The organism is Streptomyces sp. LaPpAH-108, from assembly GCF_000373625.1.
Classification (GTDB): domain Bacteria; phylum Actinomycetota; class Actinomycetes; order Streptomycetales; family Streptomycetaceae; genus Streptomyces.
Window position 1 is genome coordinate 288,092 of record NZ_KB891997.1, and the last position, 16,251, is coordinate 304,342.

General features: G+C 72.8%; 14 protein-coding genes. 3 read left to right on the forward strand and 11 right to left on the reverse strand.

Going from position 1 to position 16,251, the window contains the following annotated elements; genetic code table 11:
• Nucleotides 1-18: 18 nt before the first annotated feature.
• Together B079_RS0125850 and B079_RS32785 are read right to left on the reverse strand one after the other, a co-directional pair.
• Complete coding sequence (locus B079_RS0125850) at nt 19-1,947, reverse strand: glycoside hydrolase family 5 protein (RefSeq protein ID WP_018548754.1); 1,929 nt, start codon at nt 1,945-1,947, stop codon at nt 19-21.
• A 191-nt stretch (nt 1,948-2,138) separates the two neighbouring features.
• Entirely contained in the window at nt 2,139-4,253 is a 2,115-nt protein-coding gene (locus tag B079_RS32785; RefSeq protein WP_158685053.1) for a SpoIIE family protein phosphatase, read from the reverse strand.
• Nucleotides 4,254-4,407: 154 nt separating this feature from the next.
• Here B079_RS32785 and B079_RS35320 point away from each other — a divergent pair, with 154 nt between their 5' ends.
• Together B079_RS35320 and B079_RS0125865 are read left to right on the forward strand one after the other, a co-directional pair.
• Complete coding sequence (locus B079_RS35320) at nt 4,408-4,998, forward strand: thioredoxin domain-containing protein (RefSeq protein ID WP_026249085.1); 591 nt, start codon at nt 4,408-4,410, stop codon at nt 4,996-4,998.
• Nucleotides 4,999-5,113: 115 nt separating this feature from the next.
• Nucleotides 5,114-5,476 (forward strand): NUDIX domain-containing protein, encoded by a 363-nt coding sequence (locus tag B079_RS0125865; protein WP_018548757.1) that lies wholly within the window; start codon nt 5,114-5,116, stop codon nt 5,474-5,476.
• An 11-nt stretch (nt 5,477-5,487) separates the two neighbouring features.
• Here B079_RS0125865 and B079_RS0125870 read toward each other — a convergent pair whose 3' ends face one another.
• The 3 genes from B079_RS0125870 to B079_RS0125880 all read right to left on the reverse strand — a co-directional run bounded on the left by B079_RS0125870 (nt 5,488) and on the right by B079_RS0125880 (nt 10,364).
• Nucleotides 5,488-5,844: a thioesterase family protein gene (locus B079_RS0125870; protein WP_018548758.1), complete on the reverse strand. Its 357-nt coding sequence runs from the start codon at nt 5,842-5,844 to the stop codon at nt 5,488-5,490.
• 100 nt (nt 5,845-5,944) lie between these two features.
• Nucleotides 5,945-8,455, reverse strand: coding sequence for an ATP-dependent Clp protease ATP-binding subunit (locus B079_RS0125875; protein WP_420705792.1), 2,511 nt, complete (start codon nt 8,453-8,455; stop codon nt 5,945-5,947).
• A gap of 160 nt (nt 8,456-8,615) precedes the next feature.
• Nucleotides 8,616-10,364, reverse strand: a complete 1,749-nt coding sequence (locus B079_RS0125880) for an FUSC family protein (protein WP_018548760.1) — start codon at nt 10,362-10,364, stop codon at nt 8,616-8,618.
• A gap of 188 nt (nt 10,365-10,552) precedes the next feature.
• Between B079_RS0125880 and B079_RS0125885 the strand changes: the two genes are divergently transcribed.
• Complete coding sequence (locus B079_RS0125885; RefSeq protein WP_018548761.1) at nt 10,553-11,188, forward strand: DUF1345 domain-containing protein; 636 nt, start codon at nt 10,553-10,555, stop codon at nt 11,186-11,188.
• Nucleotides 11,189-11,222: 34 nt separating this feature from the next.
• Here B079_RS0125885 and B079_RS0125890 read toward each other — a convergent pair whose 3' ends face one another.
• The 6 genes from B079_RS0125890 to cydB form a co-directional block, all read right to left on the reverse strand.
• Nucleotides 11,223-11,693, reverse strand: a complete 471-nt coding sequence (locus B079_RS0125890) for a molybdenum cofactor biosynthesis protein MoaE (RefSeq protein WP_018548762.1) — start codon at nt 11,691-11,693, stop codon at nt 11,223-11,225.
• A 60-nt stretch (nt 11,694-11,753) separates the two neighbouring features.
• Nucleotides 11,754-12,029 (reverse strand): MoaD/ThiS family protein, encoded by a 276-nt coding sequence (locus tag B079_RS0125895; RefSeq protein ID WP_018548763.1) that lies wholly within the window; start codon nt 12,027-12,029, stop codon nt 11,754-11,756.
• An 83-nt stretch (nt 12,030-12,112) separates the two neighbouring features.
• Nucleotides 12,113-13,360: a molybdopterin-binding protein gene (locus B079_RS0125900; RefSeq protein WP_018548764.1), complete on the reverse strand. Its 1,248-nt coding sequence runs from the start codon at nt 13,358-13,360 to the stop codon at nt 12,113-12,115.
• The gene (locus tag B079_RS0125905; protein WP_106432389.1) at nt 13,357-13,626 is read right to left on the reverse strand and encodes a DUF6457 domain-containing protein; all 270 of its coding nucleotides are present in this window, start codon (nt 13,624-13,626) and stop codon (nt 13,357-13,359) included. Before B079_RS0125905 ends, B079_RS0125900 begins: the two co-directional genes overlap by 4 nt.
• A gap of 118 nt (nt 13,627-13,744) precedes the next feature.
• A complete protein-coding gene (moaA, locus tag B079_RS0125910; RefSeq protein ID WP_018548766.1) occupies nt 13,745-14,782 on the reverse strand; it encodes a GTP 3',8-cyclase MoaA in 1,038 nt (345 codons plus the stop codon).
• Nucleotides 14,783-15,192: 410 nt separating this feature from the next.
• Complete coding sequence (gene cydB, locus B079_RS0125915; protein ID WP_018548767.1) at nt 15,193-16,245, reverse strand: cytochrome d ubiquinol oxidase subunit II; 1,053 nt, start codon at nt 16,243-16,245, stop codon at nt 15,193-15,195.
• Nucleotides 16,246-16,251: the final 6 nt, after the last annotated feature.

The window sequence follows — 16,251 nt, forward strand, 5'->3', positions numbered from 1 at the left end:
TGGGCCGCGAACCGTCGGTCAGGGCAGCGTGCGGCACAGCAGGGCCGCGGGCCCCGGGCGGCTGCCCAGGCGGGTCGTGAAGGCGATCCCGGCCGCGTACTCGTTCACCGCGCACTGGCCCTTGTAGTTGCCCTCGGCGAAGTCGCCGCCCGCACCGTCGGCCGGACGGTTGTCCGAGCGGTCGAACCACACCGTGCGCCCGCTGCCGCCGAGCGCGCCCTTGCCCGGCGCGCACACCGCCGCCGAGACCCGCTCGCCGCGCAGGCTGTACCCGATGAGGAACGCCCCCGACGGGCACTGGAACTTGGTGTACCCCGACGCCCAGTCGCCGCCCGAGGGGACGTACCGCTCGTCGTTCACCACCGTCTGGCCGCCGTCGGCCGCGCGCAGGTCGAAGGCGCCCGCGTCCGTGCACAGCCCGCGCCCGCCGGCGTGGCTCAGCCCGATCAGCCGCAGCCCGTCCGGGCAGGCCGCCTTGTAGGCGCCCGAGTCCCAGTCACCGGCCGCCTTCGCCTTCAGGGACTCCACCGCGTCCCCGTGGTCGGTGCTCAGCATCCGCCACACCGGCACCGGAGCCACCACCCCGGTCCTGCCCGAGTCGGCCATCAGCCGCTGCCAGCCCGCCGCCCGCCAGTCGCCGGAATCGAGGATGCCCGAGCGGCGCCCGGCGGAGTCGTAGCGCAGCAGCGCCCAGTCGTCGTGGCCCTCGAAACCGACCAGCGGCCAGTACGCGAAGTCGGCGTCGTGGTCCGCGAAATAGTCGGTGACGTTGGTGAACCAGGTACGCGCCTTCGCGTTGGTGTCGCCCGAACCGGCGCCGAACTCGCTGATCCACACCGGCGCGGTGTAGTGCTTGCCGTTCTCCTCCACGAAGAACGCCTCGTCGTACAGCGCCTGCCCCAACTCCTCGCGGGACATGTCCTGGTAGCGGGCGTCATGGGTCTCGCCGATGCCGGTCGCGCCGCTGTGCCGCGGTCCCGTGTAGCCGTAGAAGTGCGCGGAGTAGACCAACTTGTGCGCGTTCACCAGCGTGTTGGACAGGGTGCGCACCGGCGTGAGCATCGGGCGGCCGTGCGGCAGGCCGTCCACGGGCAGGCCCGTCCAGTTGATGCCCTCGATCACGATGAGCAGGTTCGGATTGCCCTCGGTCAGGATGCGGTCCCCGGCCAACTGGGCCGCCGCGTACCAGTCGTGGTCGTCGCCCAGGCCCCAGTTGGGGTCGTCGAGGATGTTGCGGCGGACCTCGTTGTAGAGGTCGGCGCCGACCACACCGGACACCGAGGCGTAGCGGCGGGCCATGAACACCCAGTCGTCGGCCCACTGCTTGGTCGTCTGGCTGGTGTTCCACCGCTCGTTGCCGTCGACCCCGCAGCACCAACGCGAGGTGTTGGTGTGGTTGTTGAGGATGACCGCGAACCCGCTGTCGCTGAGCGCGTTCACCACGGCGTCGTAGACCTGGAGCGGGGTCTTGCCGCGCAGCTGGGGGTTGGCGGCCACGGCGGCGTCGGGGACCGTCGCCGTGGAGTGGATCATCTCGTTGGAGAACGGCAGCCGGATGCTGTTGATGCCCAACTGGTGGAAGTCGGAGAGCAGTTGGGCTATCGGCGTGCGGTCGAGACCGAGCGGGATGTTGTGCGAGTCCTGGCCCGCGTGATGGTTCGCCGGGTCGTCGGTGCTGCCGCTGCCGTTCCACGAGCCCTGCGCGCCGTCCCAGTTGGCCGACTTCAGCCGGAAGCGCTCGCCCCGGCTGTCGACGATGTAGCGGCCCTGGGTGGACAGCGGGCCGCGCCAGGTGGCGGCGGCGTCGGCCGCCCGGACCCCGTGCGGGTCGGCGGCCGGAGCGGCGGTGGCGTTCGGCGCCGCGTGCGCGGCCGGGGCCGCGGTGGAGACGAGAAGCAGCCCTGCGGCCGTGGCGGCCAGACGCAGGGACGGTGAAGCTGTCGGCATGGGGGAGCCCTTGGTCTTCCGGGGGATGAAAGCACGTGAACATGCTTGAAAAACAAGAGAGTTGCGCGAGAGAGCCGGAGTGACGGACGTACCGGCTGGGCGGCAGTCTCCACCACCACGCACCCCGAGCGGAAGGGATTCCCCGGAAGGTACGGACCACACCCGCTCACGGGTGTGTGCGGCGGACGCGCTCAGGCCGCCGCGTGCTGCGACAGTTCGGCCCAGATGGTCTTGCCCCGGTGCTCGCGCCGGGTGCCCCAGTGCTCGGTGAGCTGCGAGGTGATGGACAGACCCCGCCCGTGCTCGTCGTCGTCCTCCGCGTGCCGCAGCTGGGGCGCCGTGCTGCTGTCGTCGGTGACCTCGATGATGAGGGCGGAGTGGTCACGGACGAGGCGCAGCCGGATCGGCCCCTCCGAGTAGCGCACGGCGTTGGTGACCAGCTCGCTGACCACCAGCGTCGCCGTGAAGGCCAGGTCCGAAAGATCCCAGTGGTCCAGCCGCTCCTGCGTGCGGGTGCGGGCCTCCCCGACCGCCTCCGGCTTGTTCGGCAGGGACCAGGAGGCGACGCGGTCGCTGCCCAGGCCGAGCGTACGGGCGAGCAGCAGCACCCCGTCGCCCGTCGGATGCGGGCGCGCCAGATCGCTCAGGATCGTCTTGATGATGTCCGGCAGCCGGCGGTCCTCGGGCTTCAGCGCCTCGCTGAGCCGGGCCAGCTGCTCCTGGGAGTCGGGGCTCGCGTCGCGCAGCAGCACCGGGTTGCACAGCATGACCAGCGTGCCCACGGGCAGCTCGGTGTGCACCGCGTGGTAGCGCGGCACCCCGCGCCCCAGCGGGGGCCCGATCGGCATGTCGGCGAAGACCACCGGCTCACCGGGGCGGGCCACCGCGGGCGGCGGATGACCCGCGCTGGCCACGGTGCAGCGGTGCGAGACCGGGTCGTAGACCGCGTACAGACAGCACGTGCCCGCGCGTCTGCTGTCCAGCGTGTCGTCCGGGTGGCGGGACTCCTCCGCGTCCAGCCGGGACACCAGGTCGTGCACCCGCTCCAGCAACTCCTCCGGGGGCAGGTCCAGGGTCGCCAGGGCGCCGATGGCCGCGCGCAGCCCGCCCATGGTGACCGCCGCCCGGATGCCCCGGGTGGGCGGCTCCCCGACGACCAGGCCGACCCGGGCGCCCGACAGCGGGATGATGTCGAACCAGTCCCCGCTGGTGCTGCTCGGCAGATAGCTGTGCGCCGTCTCCACCGCGCTGTGCCCGGGCACGTGCACCGGGCGCAGGCTGAGCTGGAGGATACGGGCGACCGAGCGCTCGCGCGTGTAGAGCCGGGCGTTGTCCAGGCACAGCGCGGTGTGCCGGGTCAGCTCGTCGGCGAGCCGGAGGTCGTCCTCGGTGAAGGGGGCGGCGGTGCGCTGCCGGTAGAAGCGGGCGAGACCGAGGATGCCGCCCCGGGCGGCGAGCGGCACCGCCATCCGCGAGTGCGCGTCCTGCTCCGGCACCAGCGCGTTGCTCTTGCCGTGCGTCTCCGCCTCCTCGTGGCCGTCCGGGCCGCCGAGCAGCACCGGGCGCCGCTCGGTGAGGACCTGCTTGTAACGGGAGGACAGACCGGGCTCCAGCACGCTGCCGACCTCGATCGGCCGGTGTCCGTTCGTGGGCCGCACCGAGCTGTAGCCCGCGCAGCGCAGCAGCAGATCGTGGCCCAGCGACTCCAGCGGGGGCACGTCGCCGCGCAGCACCGCGTCCAGGACGTCCACCACCACCGTGTCGGCCAGATCGGGCACGCACACGTCCGCCAGCTCCTGCGCGGTGTGCACGATGTCGAGCGTGGTGCCGATCCGCGCGCTGGCCTGCCGCAGCACCTCCAGGCGCACCTGCGCCCGGTAGCGCTCGGTCGCGTCCATCACGCTCAGCGCGAGGCCCTTCACTCCGCGCACGGAGTCGCGCAGGCGGAACGCGGCGAGCGACAGCACGGTGTGGGGGAGACCGGCGCCGTGGGCCGCGTCCGGCAGCGGGCGGTGTTCCACCTCGAAGTCCGACCTCGGCTCGCCGGTGGTCAGGACCTCGCGGAGCATCGCCTCCACCTGTTCGTGGTGCAGGCCGGGGGCCCACTGGCGCAGGGGCATGCCGAGGGCGCCGGCGGGGGGCAGGTGGCGGAAGTGTCCGGCGGCGTCGTTGAAGCCGACGAGGCGGAGTTCGGTGTCGAGTACGTACACCGGGTGGGGGGAGTCGGCGAACAGGGCGTCCAGTACCGCTCCGTCGAGGTCTCTGCCTCGGCCCCGGTCCGCGGTCATGTCCTGCGATGCGTTCACCTATCCAGACTGCGCCAGGGCTGGCTGGGTGTCGTGCGGGGGGTGGGGGGCGCTCGCCGGCGCTGGGCCGGGTGCCGCTGCGCCCACCCGTGCCGCCCCAGCGGCACGCCTGCCCGCAGCGACAGCGGGGGCGGTTTGTGCCAAGCTCAAGACCATGACGACTCCCGCACACACGACCGGGTCCGACGGGAAGACGCTCTACTACGGTGATCTGTCCGCGCCGCATGAGCTTCAGGTGTTTCTGGAGATGCGGGACCGGGCGTCCGCGCGGATGGCCAAGGCGTTGCTCGGCACGATCAAGCAGCTCGCGGACGACGGCAAGGCCGTCGTGAAGTTCCATTTCGCGGGGAACATCGACGACAGCGTGGGCGGGGACGGTGACCAGCAGGCCGTCGCCGCGCTGGCTGCCGCGAGCGACGCCGGGCAGAAGCAGCTCATCGGCTATCTGGCGGCGCTGTTCGACAACCAGCCCTTCCCGCCCGGCGAGGACAAGTTCTCCGACGCCTCCGTGCTGCTGTCCGTGGCGAACGGCGTGGACGGGCTGCGCTCCTCCGACTTCGACCAGAAGGTGTCCGGGCAGACCTATGTGACCTGGGCGGGCGAGTCCATCTCCACCTTCGAGACCTTCGGCCTGCCCGGCACCCCGGCGGTCTGGTACGACAAGGAGAACATCCCCGTCGTCACCGTCGAGGGCGAGGTGGACACCGACCCGCAGAAGTTCCTCTCCCAGATCAAGCAGTCCTGAACTCGAGCGGTCCTGAACCGTTCGAGTGCGGCGCACTCGGCCCCTGGGTAGGAGACGACCGTCCGGCCGCGCGGCCGGACGGTCGAGCTGCGAACAGGGATGGGGTGCACGGGTCATGACGTGGGAGCAGACCGGGGGCGGGGTCCTGGCGGTGGTGCCGTACGACGGAAAGCTGCTGCTGGTGACCGAGGGCAATGGCTGGGTGCTGCCCTCGGGGTCCGCCGAGGAGGCGGAGTCCGCGGAGGCCGCCGCCGCCCGGATCGTGTACGAACTCACCGGCTATCTGGTCGACGGCTCCCAGCCGCTGGAGCCCGGGGAAGAGCCCCCGGCCGTGTTGTGCAGCCTGCTCACCGACGACCCCTCGGGCGGCGCCCGTCTCGCACCCGAGGCCGTCACCTGGCTGCCGTTCGAGGAGGCGGAGAGCGTCGCGCTGCCCTCGGCCGTGGTCGCGTACCTGCGGGGGCACAGCCCGGTCTGAGCGGGGGAGCGTCAGTCGGGCACGGCCGCGAGGAAGTCGGCGCGGTCCACGACCACCCGGTCGATCTCGCCCGTGGCCACCACCTCGCCCGAGCCGTCCACGGCCCGTACGGCGAACGTCAGCCGCCGCCCCGGCGCACCGGGCGGCGGCTCGGCGCTCACCTCCACCTGCCCGCCCACCGGGGTGGCCTGCAGATGCCGTACCCGCACGGCGGTTCCCACGGTGGTCAGGCCGGGGCCGGTGAACGGCGCGGCGGCCCGTACGGTCGCCGCCTCCAGCCAGGCGATCAGGCGCGGGGTGGCGAGCACGGGTACGTCACCGCTGCCCACCGCCTCCGCCGTGTCGGCGTCGGTCACCTCATGGCGCATAGCCTCACGGTAGCGGGCGAACGGGAGCGGGCGATCGGGAACGGCATACGGAAGGGGCGTACGGAAAGCCTCCGTACGCCCCTCCGGTCAGAACCGCTCGCTACTTCGCGGGCTCCTCGGCACCCTCCGAAGTGGCCTCGGACTTCTCCGGGTGACGCACGCTCAGGTGCAGCGAGTCGTCCACCACGTCCGCCACGATCGTGTCGCCCTTGTCCACGTCACCGGCGAGCACCAGCTCCGCGATCCGGTTGTCCAGCTCGGTCTGGATCGTGCGGCGCAGCGGACGGGCGCCGAACTCCGGCTTGTAGCCGTGCGCGACGAGCAGCTTCTTCGCCGCCTCCGTGACCTCCAGACCGATGCCCTGCGCCCGGACCCGCTTGGCGCTGCGCTCCAGGAGCAGGTCGATGATGTGCCCGAGGTTCTGCTCGGACAGCGCGTGGAAGACGATCGTCTCGTCGATACGGTTCAGGAACTCCGGCGGGAAGTGCCCCTGGAGCACCGACTCCAGCTCGCCCCGGATCTCGTCCACCTTACCCTGGTGGGCGAGGATCAGCTGCGAGCCGATGTTGCTGGTGAGGATCACCACCGTGTTGCGGAAGTCCACGGTGCGGCCCTGGGAGTCGGTCAGCCGGCCGTCGTCCAGCACCTGGAGCAGCGTGTGGAAGACATCCGGGTGCGCCTTCTCCACCTCGTCGAACAGCACGACGCTGTACGGCTGGCGGCGCACCTTCTCGGTGAGCTGACCCGCCTCGTCGTAGCCGACGTACCCGGGCGGGGAGCCGACCAGGCGGGAGACCGTGTGCTTCTCCTGGAACTCGCTCATGTCGAACCGGATCAGCCGGTCCTCGTCGCCGAACAGCAGCTCGGCGAGCGCCTTGGCCAGCTCCGTCTTGCCGACACCGGTCGGACCGAGGAACAGGAAGGACCCCACGGGACGGTTGGGGTCGCCCATGCCCGCCCGGTTGCGGCGCACCGCCTGGGCGATGGCGAGGACCGCCTCGTCCTGGCCGACGACGCGGTCGTGCAGCGCGTCCTCCAGCTTGAGCAGGCGCTCCTTCTCGCTCTCGGTGAGCTGCGCGACCGGGATGCCGGTCTTGCGGGAGACGATCTCCGCGATGTCGTTCTCGGTGACCGCGACGACGCCCTCGCGGCGCTCCTCGATCTGCGCGAGTTCGTTCTCCAGCTCGGCGATCTCGTGCTTGAGGTCCTTGGCGCGGTCGAACGCCTCACCGGCGACCGCCTCGTCCTTCTCGCGGTTCAGCCGGGCCAGGCGGTCCTCGCGGTCCTGGACCTCCTTGGACTTGCCGCGCGAGCGCAGCCGCACCCGGGCACCGGCCTGGTCGAGCAGGTCGATGGCCTTGTCCGGCAGGAAGCGGTCCGCGATGTAGCGGTCGGACAGCTCGGCCGCCGCGACCAGCGCCGCGTCGCTGAAGCGCACCTGGTGGTGGGCCTCGTAGGCGTCGCGCAGCCCCTCCAGGATCTGCACGGTCTCCTCGACCGAGGGCTCGGGCACCCTGACCGGCTGGAAGCGGCGCTCCAGGGCGGCGTCCTTCTCGACGTACTTGCGGTACTCGTCGAGCGTGGTCGCGCCGACCACGTGCAGCTCGCCCCGGGCGAGGGCGGGCTTGAGGATGTTGGCCGCGTCCATGGAGCCCTCGCCGCCGCCACCGGCGCCGACGACGGTGTGCAGCTCGTCGATGAAGAGGACGACCTCCTCCGACGCCTCGGTCACCTCGGTGATGACCTTCTTCAGCCGCTCCTCGAACTCGCCCCGGTACTTGGCCCCGGCCACGAGCCCGGCCACGTCCAGCTCGACGACCCGGCGGCCCTCCAGCGTGCGCGGCACGTCACCGGAGACGATCCGCTGCGCCAGGCCCTCCACGATGGCGGTCTTGCCGACCCCCGGCTCACCGATGAGCACCGGGTTGTTCTTGGAACGGCGGGACAGGATCTCGATCGTCTGCTCGATCTCCTCGCCCCGGCCGACGACCGGGTCCAGCTTCCCGGCCTTCGCCTCGGCGGTCAGATCACGGCCGTACTCGTCCAGGGTCGGCGTGCTGCTCGGCTCCTGCGGGGCCTCGGCACGCGCGGCCGTACCGGCGTCGCGGGCGACCCGGTCCGTGTCCACCCCGAGATTGCGGGCCACCGTGGTGGCCTGGTCGTTGCCCGGGTCGAGCAGCGCCTGCAGGATGTGCTCGGGGCCGATGTACGAAGCACCGCTCGCCTGGGAGCGGGCGTGGGCGCCGATCAGCACCCGCTTGGCGGCCGGGGTGAGGCCCGGCTCGGCGGACGGGGTGCCACTGCCCGCGGGCAGCGACGCCTCCAGCTCCTTGGCCAGCTTGTCCGGGTCCGCCCCGGCGCGGGCCAGCAGCGAACGGGACGGGTCGACCTGGGTCGCCGCCCACAGCAGGTGCTCGGTGTCCAGGTCCTCGCTGCCGTCCTCGGCGGCCCGGCGCGAGGCGCGGGCTATGAGTTCACGCGCGGACTCCGTGAGCAGGCGCCCCACCGGCACCCGCTGCACGGCGGGCGGCGAGGACGTGGCCGACATCCCGAAGAAACGATTCAACAGATCGGAGAAAGGATCTGACGATCCAAAAGAGCCGAAGCCCATCGGTGGCACTGACACGTTCATCAGCCTCCTCATCTCCCCGTGCGGGAAACCCCACCTAATCACAGGGGACTTGAGGAAGTCCCGTACTACCGGACAATCACAACGGGCTCTCACGCACCGCCGTGAGCGGCCCGGCGGTGCTGCCGCCGGGCCGCGCCGGTCAGTGGTGCAGCAGCCGGGCCAGCAGCAGATAGGCGCGCTGCTCGGCCGCCGCGAGCGCCGCCGGGTCGATCCCCGCCGACCACAGCTCGCCCGCCGCCGCGTCGTCGGCGTCCCGCAGTTCCACCACGGTCACCGCGAGCCGTACCGGGATGACCGGGTGCACCGGCCGGGTCGCGGCCAGCGCCCGCTCGGCACGCCGGGTCGCGTCGGAGCAGGCCGCCAGCGCCCGTTCCACGCGCACCGCCGCCTGGTCGTGCACCACGAGCAGTGAACAGGCGAGCCCCACGACGATCCCGAGCAGACTGCCGAGCCCCCGGTCGAAGATCAGCGCCTCGGGGGAGGTGGGGTCGGCCAGATCGCTCAGGAGCAGCGCCAGCGGGGTCAGGAAGACCACGCCCAGGCCGTAGTTGCGCACCACCATGTACTCGAGCAGGAACTCCAGGATCACCACCACCAGCGCGAGCAGCGCGGGTTCGGGATGCCCGGCCAGCACGCCCAGCGCGATCAGCAGACCGACGGCCGTGCCCAGGGTGCGCTGGACGGCGCGCTGCATCGTGGTGCGCACGTTGACCGCGTGCAGCACGGCGGCGGCCGAGATCGCCGCCCAGTAGCCGTGCCCCAGACCGAGGCCCACGGCGACCCCGCCCGCCACCAGCGTGCCGAGGAACATCCGCACCGCGGGCACCACCAGGACCGCCATCGGCGTATGCCCACCGGGACGCCCGCGCACCAGTATCCAGGCCCGCAGGGCCGCCGGATCGACGGGCGTGGTCCGCTGCCACCGGTGCCTGCGGCGCCCGGAGGTCACCGGGGTGTGCGCGGACAGGTCGGGCAGCACCGGCGGGTTGGTGAGCCGCCGGTCGGCCAGCAGATCGGCCTGGGTGCGCAGCAGCCCCGCCAGCTCGGCCGGGTCGTGCGGGAGCCGTACGGAGGAGTCGATCAGTATCGTCCAGGACAGGTCGGTGAGCTGGACGGTGGCCGCGTCCCTGCTCACCCGGTCGCCGTCCGTCGGCGGGGCCAGACCGAGGCTGTGGTACGCCTGGAGCACGGCGGCCGTGGCCCGCTGCCGCGAGCGTCCGGTGCCGCCCCGGGCCGCGTCCATCAGCTCCGCGAGCGAGCGCAGTGCGCCCGCCACCGCCAGCCGCTCGGGCCGGTCGGGATGCACGAACCGGCCGAGGACCGCGAGCACCCAGGCGAGCGCGGCGCCCGCCGCCGCGAGCCCGGTGCGGGGCAGCACCTCCCCGAGCGTGGTGTGGGCGTTCGCGGACACCGCGAAGGAGAACAGCAGCAGGATCGCGCCGAGCCCGCCGAGCCGGGTGGCGTCGCACGCGTACTTCGCCAGCCCCGCCACCACCGCCGTCGCGGCCACCACCACGATGGCGCCCAGGTCCCCCTCCCAGGGGCGCGCCACCGCGGCGAGCAGCGAACCGAGGCCCACGCAGGCCGTCATGGCCACCGCGACCGCGGCGAGCGCCCTGGCCCGGCGCCGGTAGGGCAGATTGCGCCCGAAGGTCGTCGTGAAGGCGCCCATCATCCCGTACACGCTCAGATCGGCGCGCCCGGCCGCGACGACCGGCAGCGCGGCGAGCGCCATGGCGAGCGCGGCGCGCAGGGCGAAGGTGAACGCGCCGTCCACCTTCTGCAGCGAGAGGGCTCCCCGCGGGGAGAGCACGCGGGCGAAAGCGGCGGCCGCTCGCCGCCTGCCGTCACCGGTCACGGCGCGCTGGGGCGGGCGGGAAAGGGACATGTTCGGTGTATATCACTTGCTCCGGTCGGATTCCTGATCACTTACGAAACCCCTTCTGACCAGGGGATCGACTGATATGTCCGGCGCGTGTGCCGGGGGTGTGCGGCCGTCCCCGGCCCGGTGTCCGCCGGGCCCGGAGGCGGCGGACACCGGGCCGGGGACGGCCGGTACGACTACTGTTGTGGCGCATGAGCATCTGGCTGCCGGTGTCCGCGGTTCCCAGGCTGGCCGGCGCGGTCGTCGTCGGCGCGGCGGTCGGCGTCGCGGTCGGACTGACCGATCAGCCCGCGCTGGGCATCCTGTGCGGTATCGCGGCGACGGGCATCCTCTTCGTGGTCGCGGGCTGGCTCGTGCTGTGGCCCATGGACGCGAAGACCACCCACACCAATGCCCGGCGCGAGGACTTCCGTCCGCACGTCGAGGAACTGGTGGTCGTGGTGGCCTCGCTGCTCGGTCTGGTCGGGATCGTGCTGCTGCTGGTCGCGAACCGCTCGGGCACCGGTCCCGCCGCGGCGGCCGTCGCCGTGTGCGGCGTGTTCATGGCCTGGGCGGCGCTGCACCTGATGTACACCGCCCGCTACGCGTACCTCTACTACGGCGCGGCCGACGGCGGCATCGACTTCAACTCCTCGCAGCCGCCGGCCTACCGGGACTTCTTCTACTTCAGCTACAACCTCGGCATGACCTACCAGGTCTCCGACACCAGCGTCTCCAGCCCGCTGATCCGCTCGGTCGTGCTGCGGCACTGCCTGCTGTCGTACCTGTTCGGCATCAGCGTGCTCGCCACCACCATCAACCTGGTCACCGGGATCGTCACGAGCTGACGGGGCCGGGTGCGGCGGGCGAGGGGGCCGCGCCTCAGCAGGCGCCGACCCACTCCTCCGTGCCGTCCACGAAGAGCTGCCGCTTCCAGATCGGCACCTCGTGCTTGAGGGTGTCGGTCAGCAGCTTGCAGGCCGCGAACGCCTCGGCGCGGTGCGGACAGGAGACGGCGGTGATCACCGCGACGTCACCGATGGCCAGCGGGCCCGTGCGGTGCACGGCGGCCAGCGAGAGCACGGGGAAGTCGGCGGCCACCTTCTCGGCCACCCGCCGCAGCTCCGCCTCCGCGCTCGGGTGGGCGCTGTACTCCAGCGAGGTCACGGACTTGCCGCCGTCGTGGTCGCGCACGGTGCCGACGAAGAGGGCGGTGCCCCCGGCCGCGTCGTCACCGACCGCCGCGTACACCTCGTCGAGCGAGAGCACGGTGTCGCGGACGGCCAGCAGCCGGATGGGGGAGGCGAGGGACGAGGGGAGAGAGGACGTGAGGCTTTCGGGCAGGTGCAGCATGGCGCGGTCCAGGGTCCGGGTTCCGATGGGGGAGCGGTCGTACGGGGCAGTACGCGGGGATCAGCCGCCCGCGAACGGGGGCAGCACCTCGACCGTGCCGCCCTCGGGCAGCGCGATCGCCGCGTGGTCGCGGTCGCCCACCGGGGTGCCGTCGACCAGGAACGAGCAGATGCCCAGCACCTGGCCGAAGCGCGGCCGGTCGGCGTGGCGGGCCCGCGCCTGCTCCAGCGCCTGCGCGAGGGTCGTGGCGCGGTAGGGCTCCTCGGCCGTACCGGCCGCGCCCTTGGCCGCGGCCCAGTAGCGGATGATCCCGGCGGGTGCCGTCTGTGTCTCCATGTCCTGTGCCTCTTGTGGTGGTTGTCGTCCGGCTCGTGGGGGCGGGGGAGGAACGGGGAAAGAACGGGGGAGCGGCGGGGCCGTCACCGTGCGGGCAGGTCCAGGACCTCCACGGTCGCACCGGCGGGCGCCCCGCCGGGCGGCACCACGGCCAGGCCGTCGGCCAGCGCGAGGCCGCGCAGCATCGCCGGACCGTCGTACGGCAGCGGAGCCACCTCGGCGCCCGCCCGGCGCACCGGCAGCAGCCGGGTGTCGCGCGGATGCCCGGCCAGCTCCCCGGCGGCGACCGCGAGACGCGGCTCCGCCTCCGCGTGACCGCCGAGGGTGCGCAGCAGCGGTCCGGCGAGGGTGAGCGTCCCGGCGACGGCGGCCAGCGGGTTGCCCGGCAGGCCGACCAGACGGCGGGCGCGGCCGTCCTCGGCGGGCGGCAGCTCGGCGAGCAGCATGGGGTGCCCGGGCCGGACGGCCACCGAGTCGACCAGCAGCCGGGCCTCCAGCATCTCCAGCGTGTCGTGCAGGAAGTCCACGGGTCCGGCCGCCGTGCTGCCGGTGGTGATCACGATGTCGGCGGGGGAGCGGCGCACCGCCTCGTAGAGCATCCCGAGCCGGTCGGAGATCCGGTGCTGCCCGATCAGCTCGGCGCCCAGACCGTGCAGCCACGAGGGCAGCATCGGGCCGAGCGCGTCGCGGACCCGGCCGCCGCGCGGCACACCGGAGCGCAGCAGCTCGTCGCCGAGCACGAGGAGTTCCACGCTCGGCCTGCGGTGCACCGAGAGCCGGTCGTACCCGGCCGCCGCCGCGAGACCGAGCACCGCCGGGGTCACCGTGGTGCCGGAGGGGAGCAGCGGCTCACCGCTGCGGCACTCCTGACCGCGCGGCCGTACGTCCCGGCCGTCGGCCACCGGGCCGCCGGGGGTGCGGTCGTACAGCAGGCCGTCCCGCTCGCCGGGCTCCCCGTGCTCGCGGCGCAGCACCGCGCGGGCGCCGGGCGGCAGCGGGGCGCCGGTGGCGATGGGCACGGCGGTGTCGGGGGCCAGCGGGTCGGGCTGCTCACCGGCCAGCACCCGGCGCCCGGCCAGCTGCCAGGGGCCGGTGCCGGAGACCGCCCAGCCGTCCATCGCCGAGGTCGCGAACGACGGCAGGTCGGTGAGCGCGGTCAGCGGCTCGGCCAGCGCGTGGCCGAGCGCGTCGTCCAGGGTCCGGGGCACGGCGGGCAGCGGCAGCCCCGCGGTGCGCGCGATCGACCGGGCCCGCTCCCAGGTGGGAGCGGCGCCCCGGCCGTGCGCGTGCGGGGTGGCCGCCCGGCCGCCGCTCAGGGGTGCGTCGCTCACGGGGTCGCCGGGCCGTTCTCGCCTTCGGCCTCGTGCTCGGCGACCCAGCGCTCGGCCAGCTCGGTCACCCGGCGGTTGGCCTCGGCGACCGCCTCCGCGCCGCCGCCCTGGAGGGCCGCCGCGTAGCCGACCAGGAACGAGGTGAGCGGCGCCGCCGGGCGGGCCACCCCGTGGGCGACGACCTTCGTCATGTCCAGCAGCTCACCGACGTTGACATCGAGGTCGATGCCCAGGTCGGTCTTGGCCGCGGCGATCCATTCGTGCATCCGGTTCACTTCGGTCGTCCTCGCGTTTCGTGTCCGTCGTCTTCGGTCTGTCGTGCGTCTTCGAGTCTGTCGCGCGTCGTCGTCGTACCGTCCCGGGCCGCTCGGGCCCGGGGCCGCCTCAGCCGCCGATGGCGGACATCGGACGGTCCGGCTGTTTGAAGTCCGCGCTGTTGATGGTGTGTCCGGGCCCCTTGCCCGCGATGCAGGAGCGCCACGCCGCCTCCAGGGCGTCGTCGTCGCAGCCGTCGCGCAAGAGGCTCCGCAGGTCCGACTCCTTGGTGGCGAACAGGCAGTTGCGCAGCTGGCCGTCGGCGGTCAGCCGCACCCGGTCGCAGGTGCCGCAGAACGGGCGGGTGACGCTCGCGATGACGCCGACCACGGAGTCCGTGTCCGCGATCCGCCACTCCTCGGCGGGGGCGTTGTCCTCCCTGGGGACCGGCGTCAGCTCGAAGCGCTCCCCGATACGTTCCAGGATCTCTGCGGCGGGCACCATCTTCTCCCGTTCCCAGGCACCCTGCGCGTCCAGCGGCATGGACTCGATGAACCGCATCCGGTAGCCGTTCTCCACGGCGAAGGCGGTCAGGTCCGCGATCTCGTCGTCGTTGACCCCGCGCACCGGGACCGCGTTGACCTTGACCGGCGCGAGCCCCGCGGACTTCGCTGCCGCGAGCCCCGCCAGCACGTCGGACAGCCGGTCGCGCCGGGTGATGGCGGCGAAGCGCTCCGGGCGCAGGGTGTCCAGGCTGACGTTGACCCGGTGCAGCCCCGCCTCGCGCAGCGCCTCGGCGCAGCGGGCGAGCCCGATGCCGTTGGTGGTGATCGACAGCTCCGGGGCCGGGTCGAGCGCCGCGAGCCGGGCGACCAGGGCCGGCAGACCCCGCCGCACCAGCGGCTCGCCGCCGGTCAGCCGGACCTCCTTGATACCGAGCCGCCCGGTCGCGATGGCCACCAGACGCACGATCTCGTCGTCGCTGAGCAGCTCGTTCTTCGGCAGCCAGTCCAGACCCTCGGCGGGCATGCAGTACGTGCACCGCAGATTGCACCGGTCGGTCAGGGACAGCCGCAGATCGGTGTGGACCCGGCCGAAACGGTCCGTCAGCGGACGCGGAACGGTCCCGGTGGTGCCACTCGGCTGATCGGTGTGCGGTCGGGACACGGTCCTGCCTTCTTCCTTCGCTGTCCGGAGGCTGTCGTACGGTGCGAGATCTTCCCCTGCCGGAAGGTGATCCCCCGTTCGTATGGTGCGTGATCCGGGCCGCTGACGGCCCGTCGGCGCCCACGCGGGCGGTGACGCGGGGGCGGGCGTCCGGCCCGCCGGCCGCCCGGCCGCGCCGTGCCCCCGCTCCCCGGCCGACCGCTCTTCGGCCGGGAGTTCGCGGGTGTGGGCACGGCGCGGCCGGAGCGGCGCGCGCCCACGGGTCCGGGGCACTTCCCGATGATCATCTCGGGTGGTGCCCCGGCCCGTGGACATCGCCACGCCGTCGCCTGCCGCCCCGCGTGCCGCGTACGGGACGCGGGCGCGGGTCAGGCGGCGCAGGGCGTGGGACGTCAGCACGCGGTGGGTGTTCACCGGGCGACGGTGTACCGGGCGCGGGAGTCGCCGTGACCGTGGCCGTGGGAGTGCGACACCGGGATGTGCTGCACCCCGATGCGCTTGCGGAACACCCAGTACGTCCAGCCCTGGTAGAGCAGGATCAGCGGGGTGGCGAACACCGCGACCCAGGTGATGATGCCCAGGGTGTACGCACCCGCCGCCGCGTTGGACTCGGTCAGGCTCCAGGCCGGGTTGAGGCTGGAGGGCATCACCTCGGGGAACAGGGCCAGGAAGAGCACCGCGCTGGAGGCGGCGACGCCCACACCGGAGCTGATGAACGCCCGGCCCTCGCGCGAGCCGAAGTTGAAGCCGAGCGAGAGCAGCACGGCCAGCACGGCGATGGCCTCGGCGATCACGCTGCCCAGGTTGCCGGTCAGGAACTGGGTCCAGGTGAGGAAGGCCAGCAGCAGCACGACGGTCAGGATGCCCAGCTTCTGGGCCAGATGACGGGCCCGGGGCCGGATGGAGCCGACCGTCTTCAGCGAGGCGAACACCGCGCCGTGGAAGGTGAACAGCACGGTCGTGGTCACGCCGCCCAGCAGCGAGTACGGCCGGATCAGCTCGGCGATGCCGCCGTGGTACTCGTGGTCGGCGGTGATCGGCAGGCCGTGGACCATCGCCGCGAAGAGCAGGCCCCACAGGAAGGACAGGATCAGGGAGGTGCCGAAGATGATGGCCTCCCAGTTGCGCTTCCAGGCGGCGCCGTCGCGCTTGACGCGGTACTCGAAGGCCACGCCGCGCAGGATCAGGCACACCAGGATCACGAACATCGGCAGGTAGAAGCCGCTGAACATGGTGGCGTACCAGTCGGGGAAGGCCGCGAAGGTCGCGCCCGCCGCGGTGACCAGCCACACCTCGTTGCCGTCCCAGACGGGGCCGATGGTGTTGATCAGGACGCGGCGCTCGGTCTCGCCGCGGGCCAGTACCCGGGTGAGGATGCCGATGCCGAAGTCGAAGCCTTCGAGGAAGAAGTAACCCGTCCACAGAAAGGCGATGACGAAGAACCAGAGGTCATGGAGATGCACGGTCCG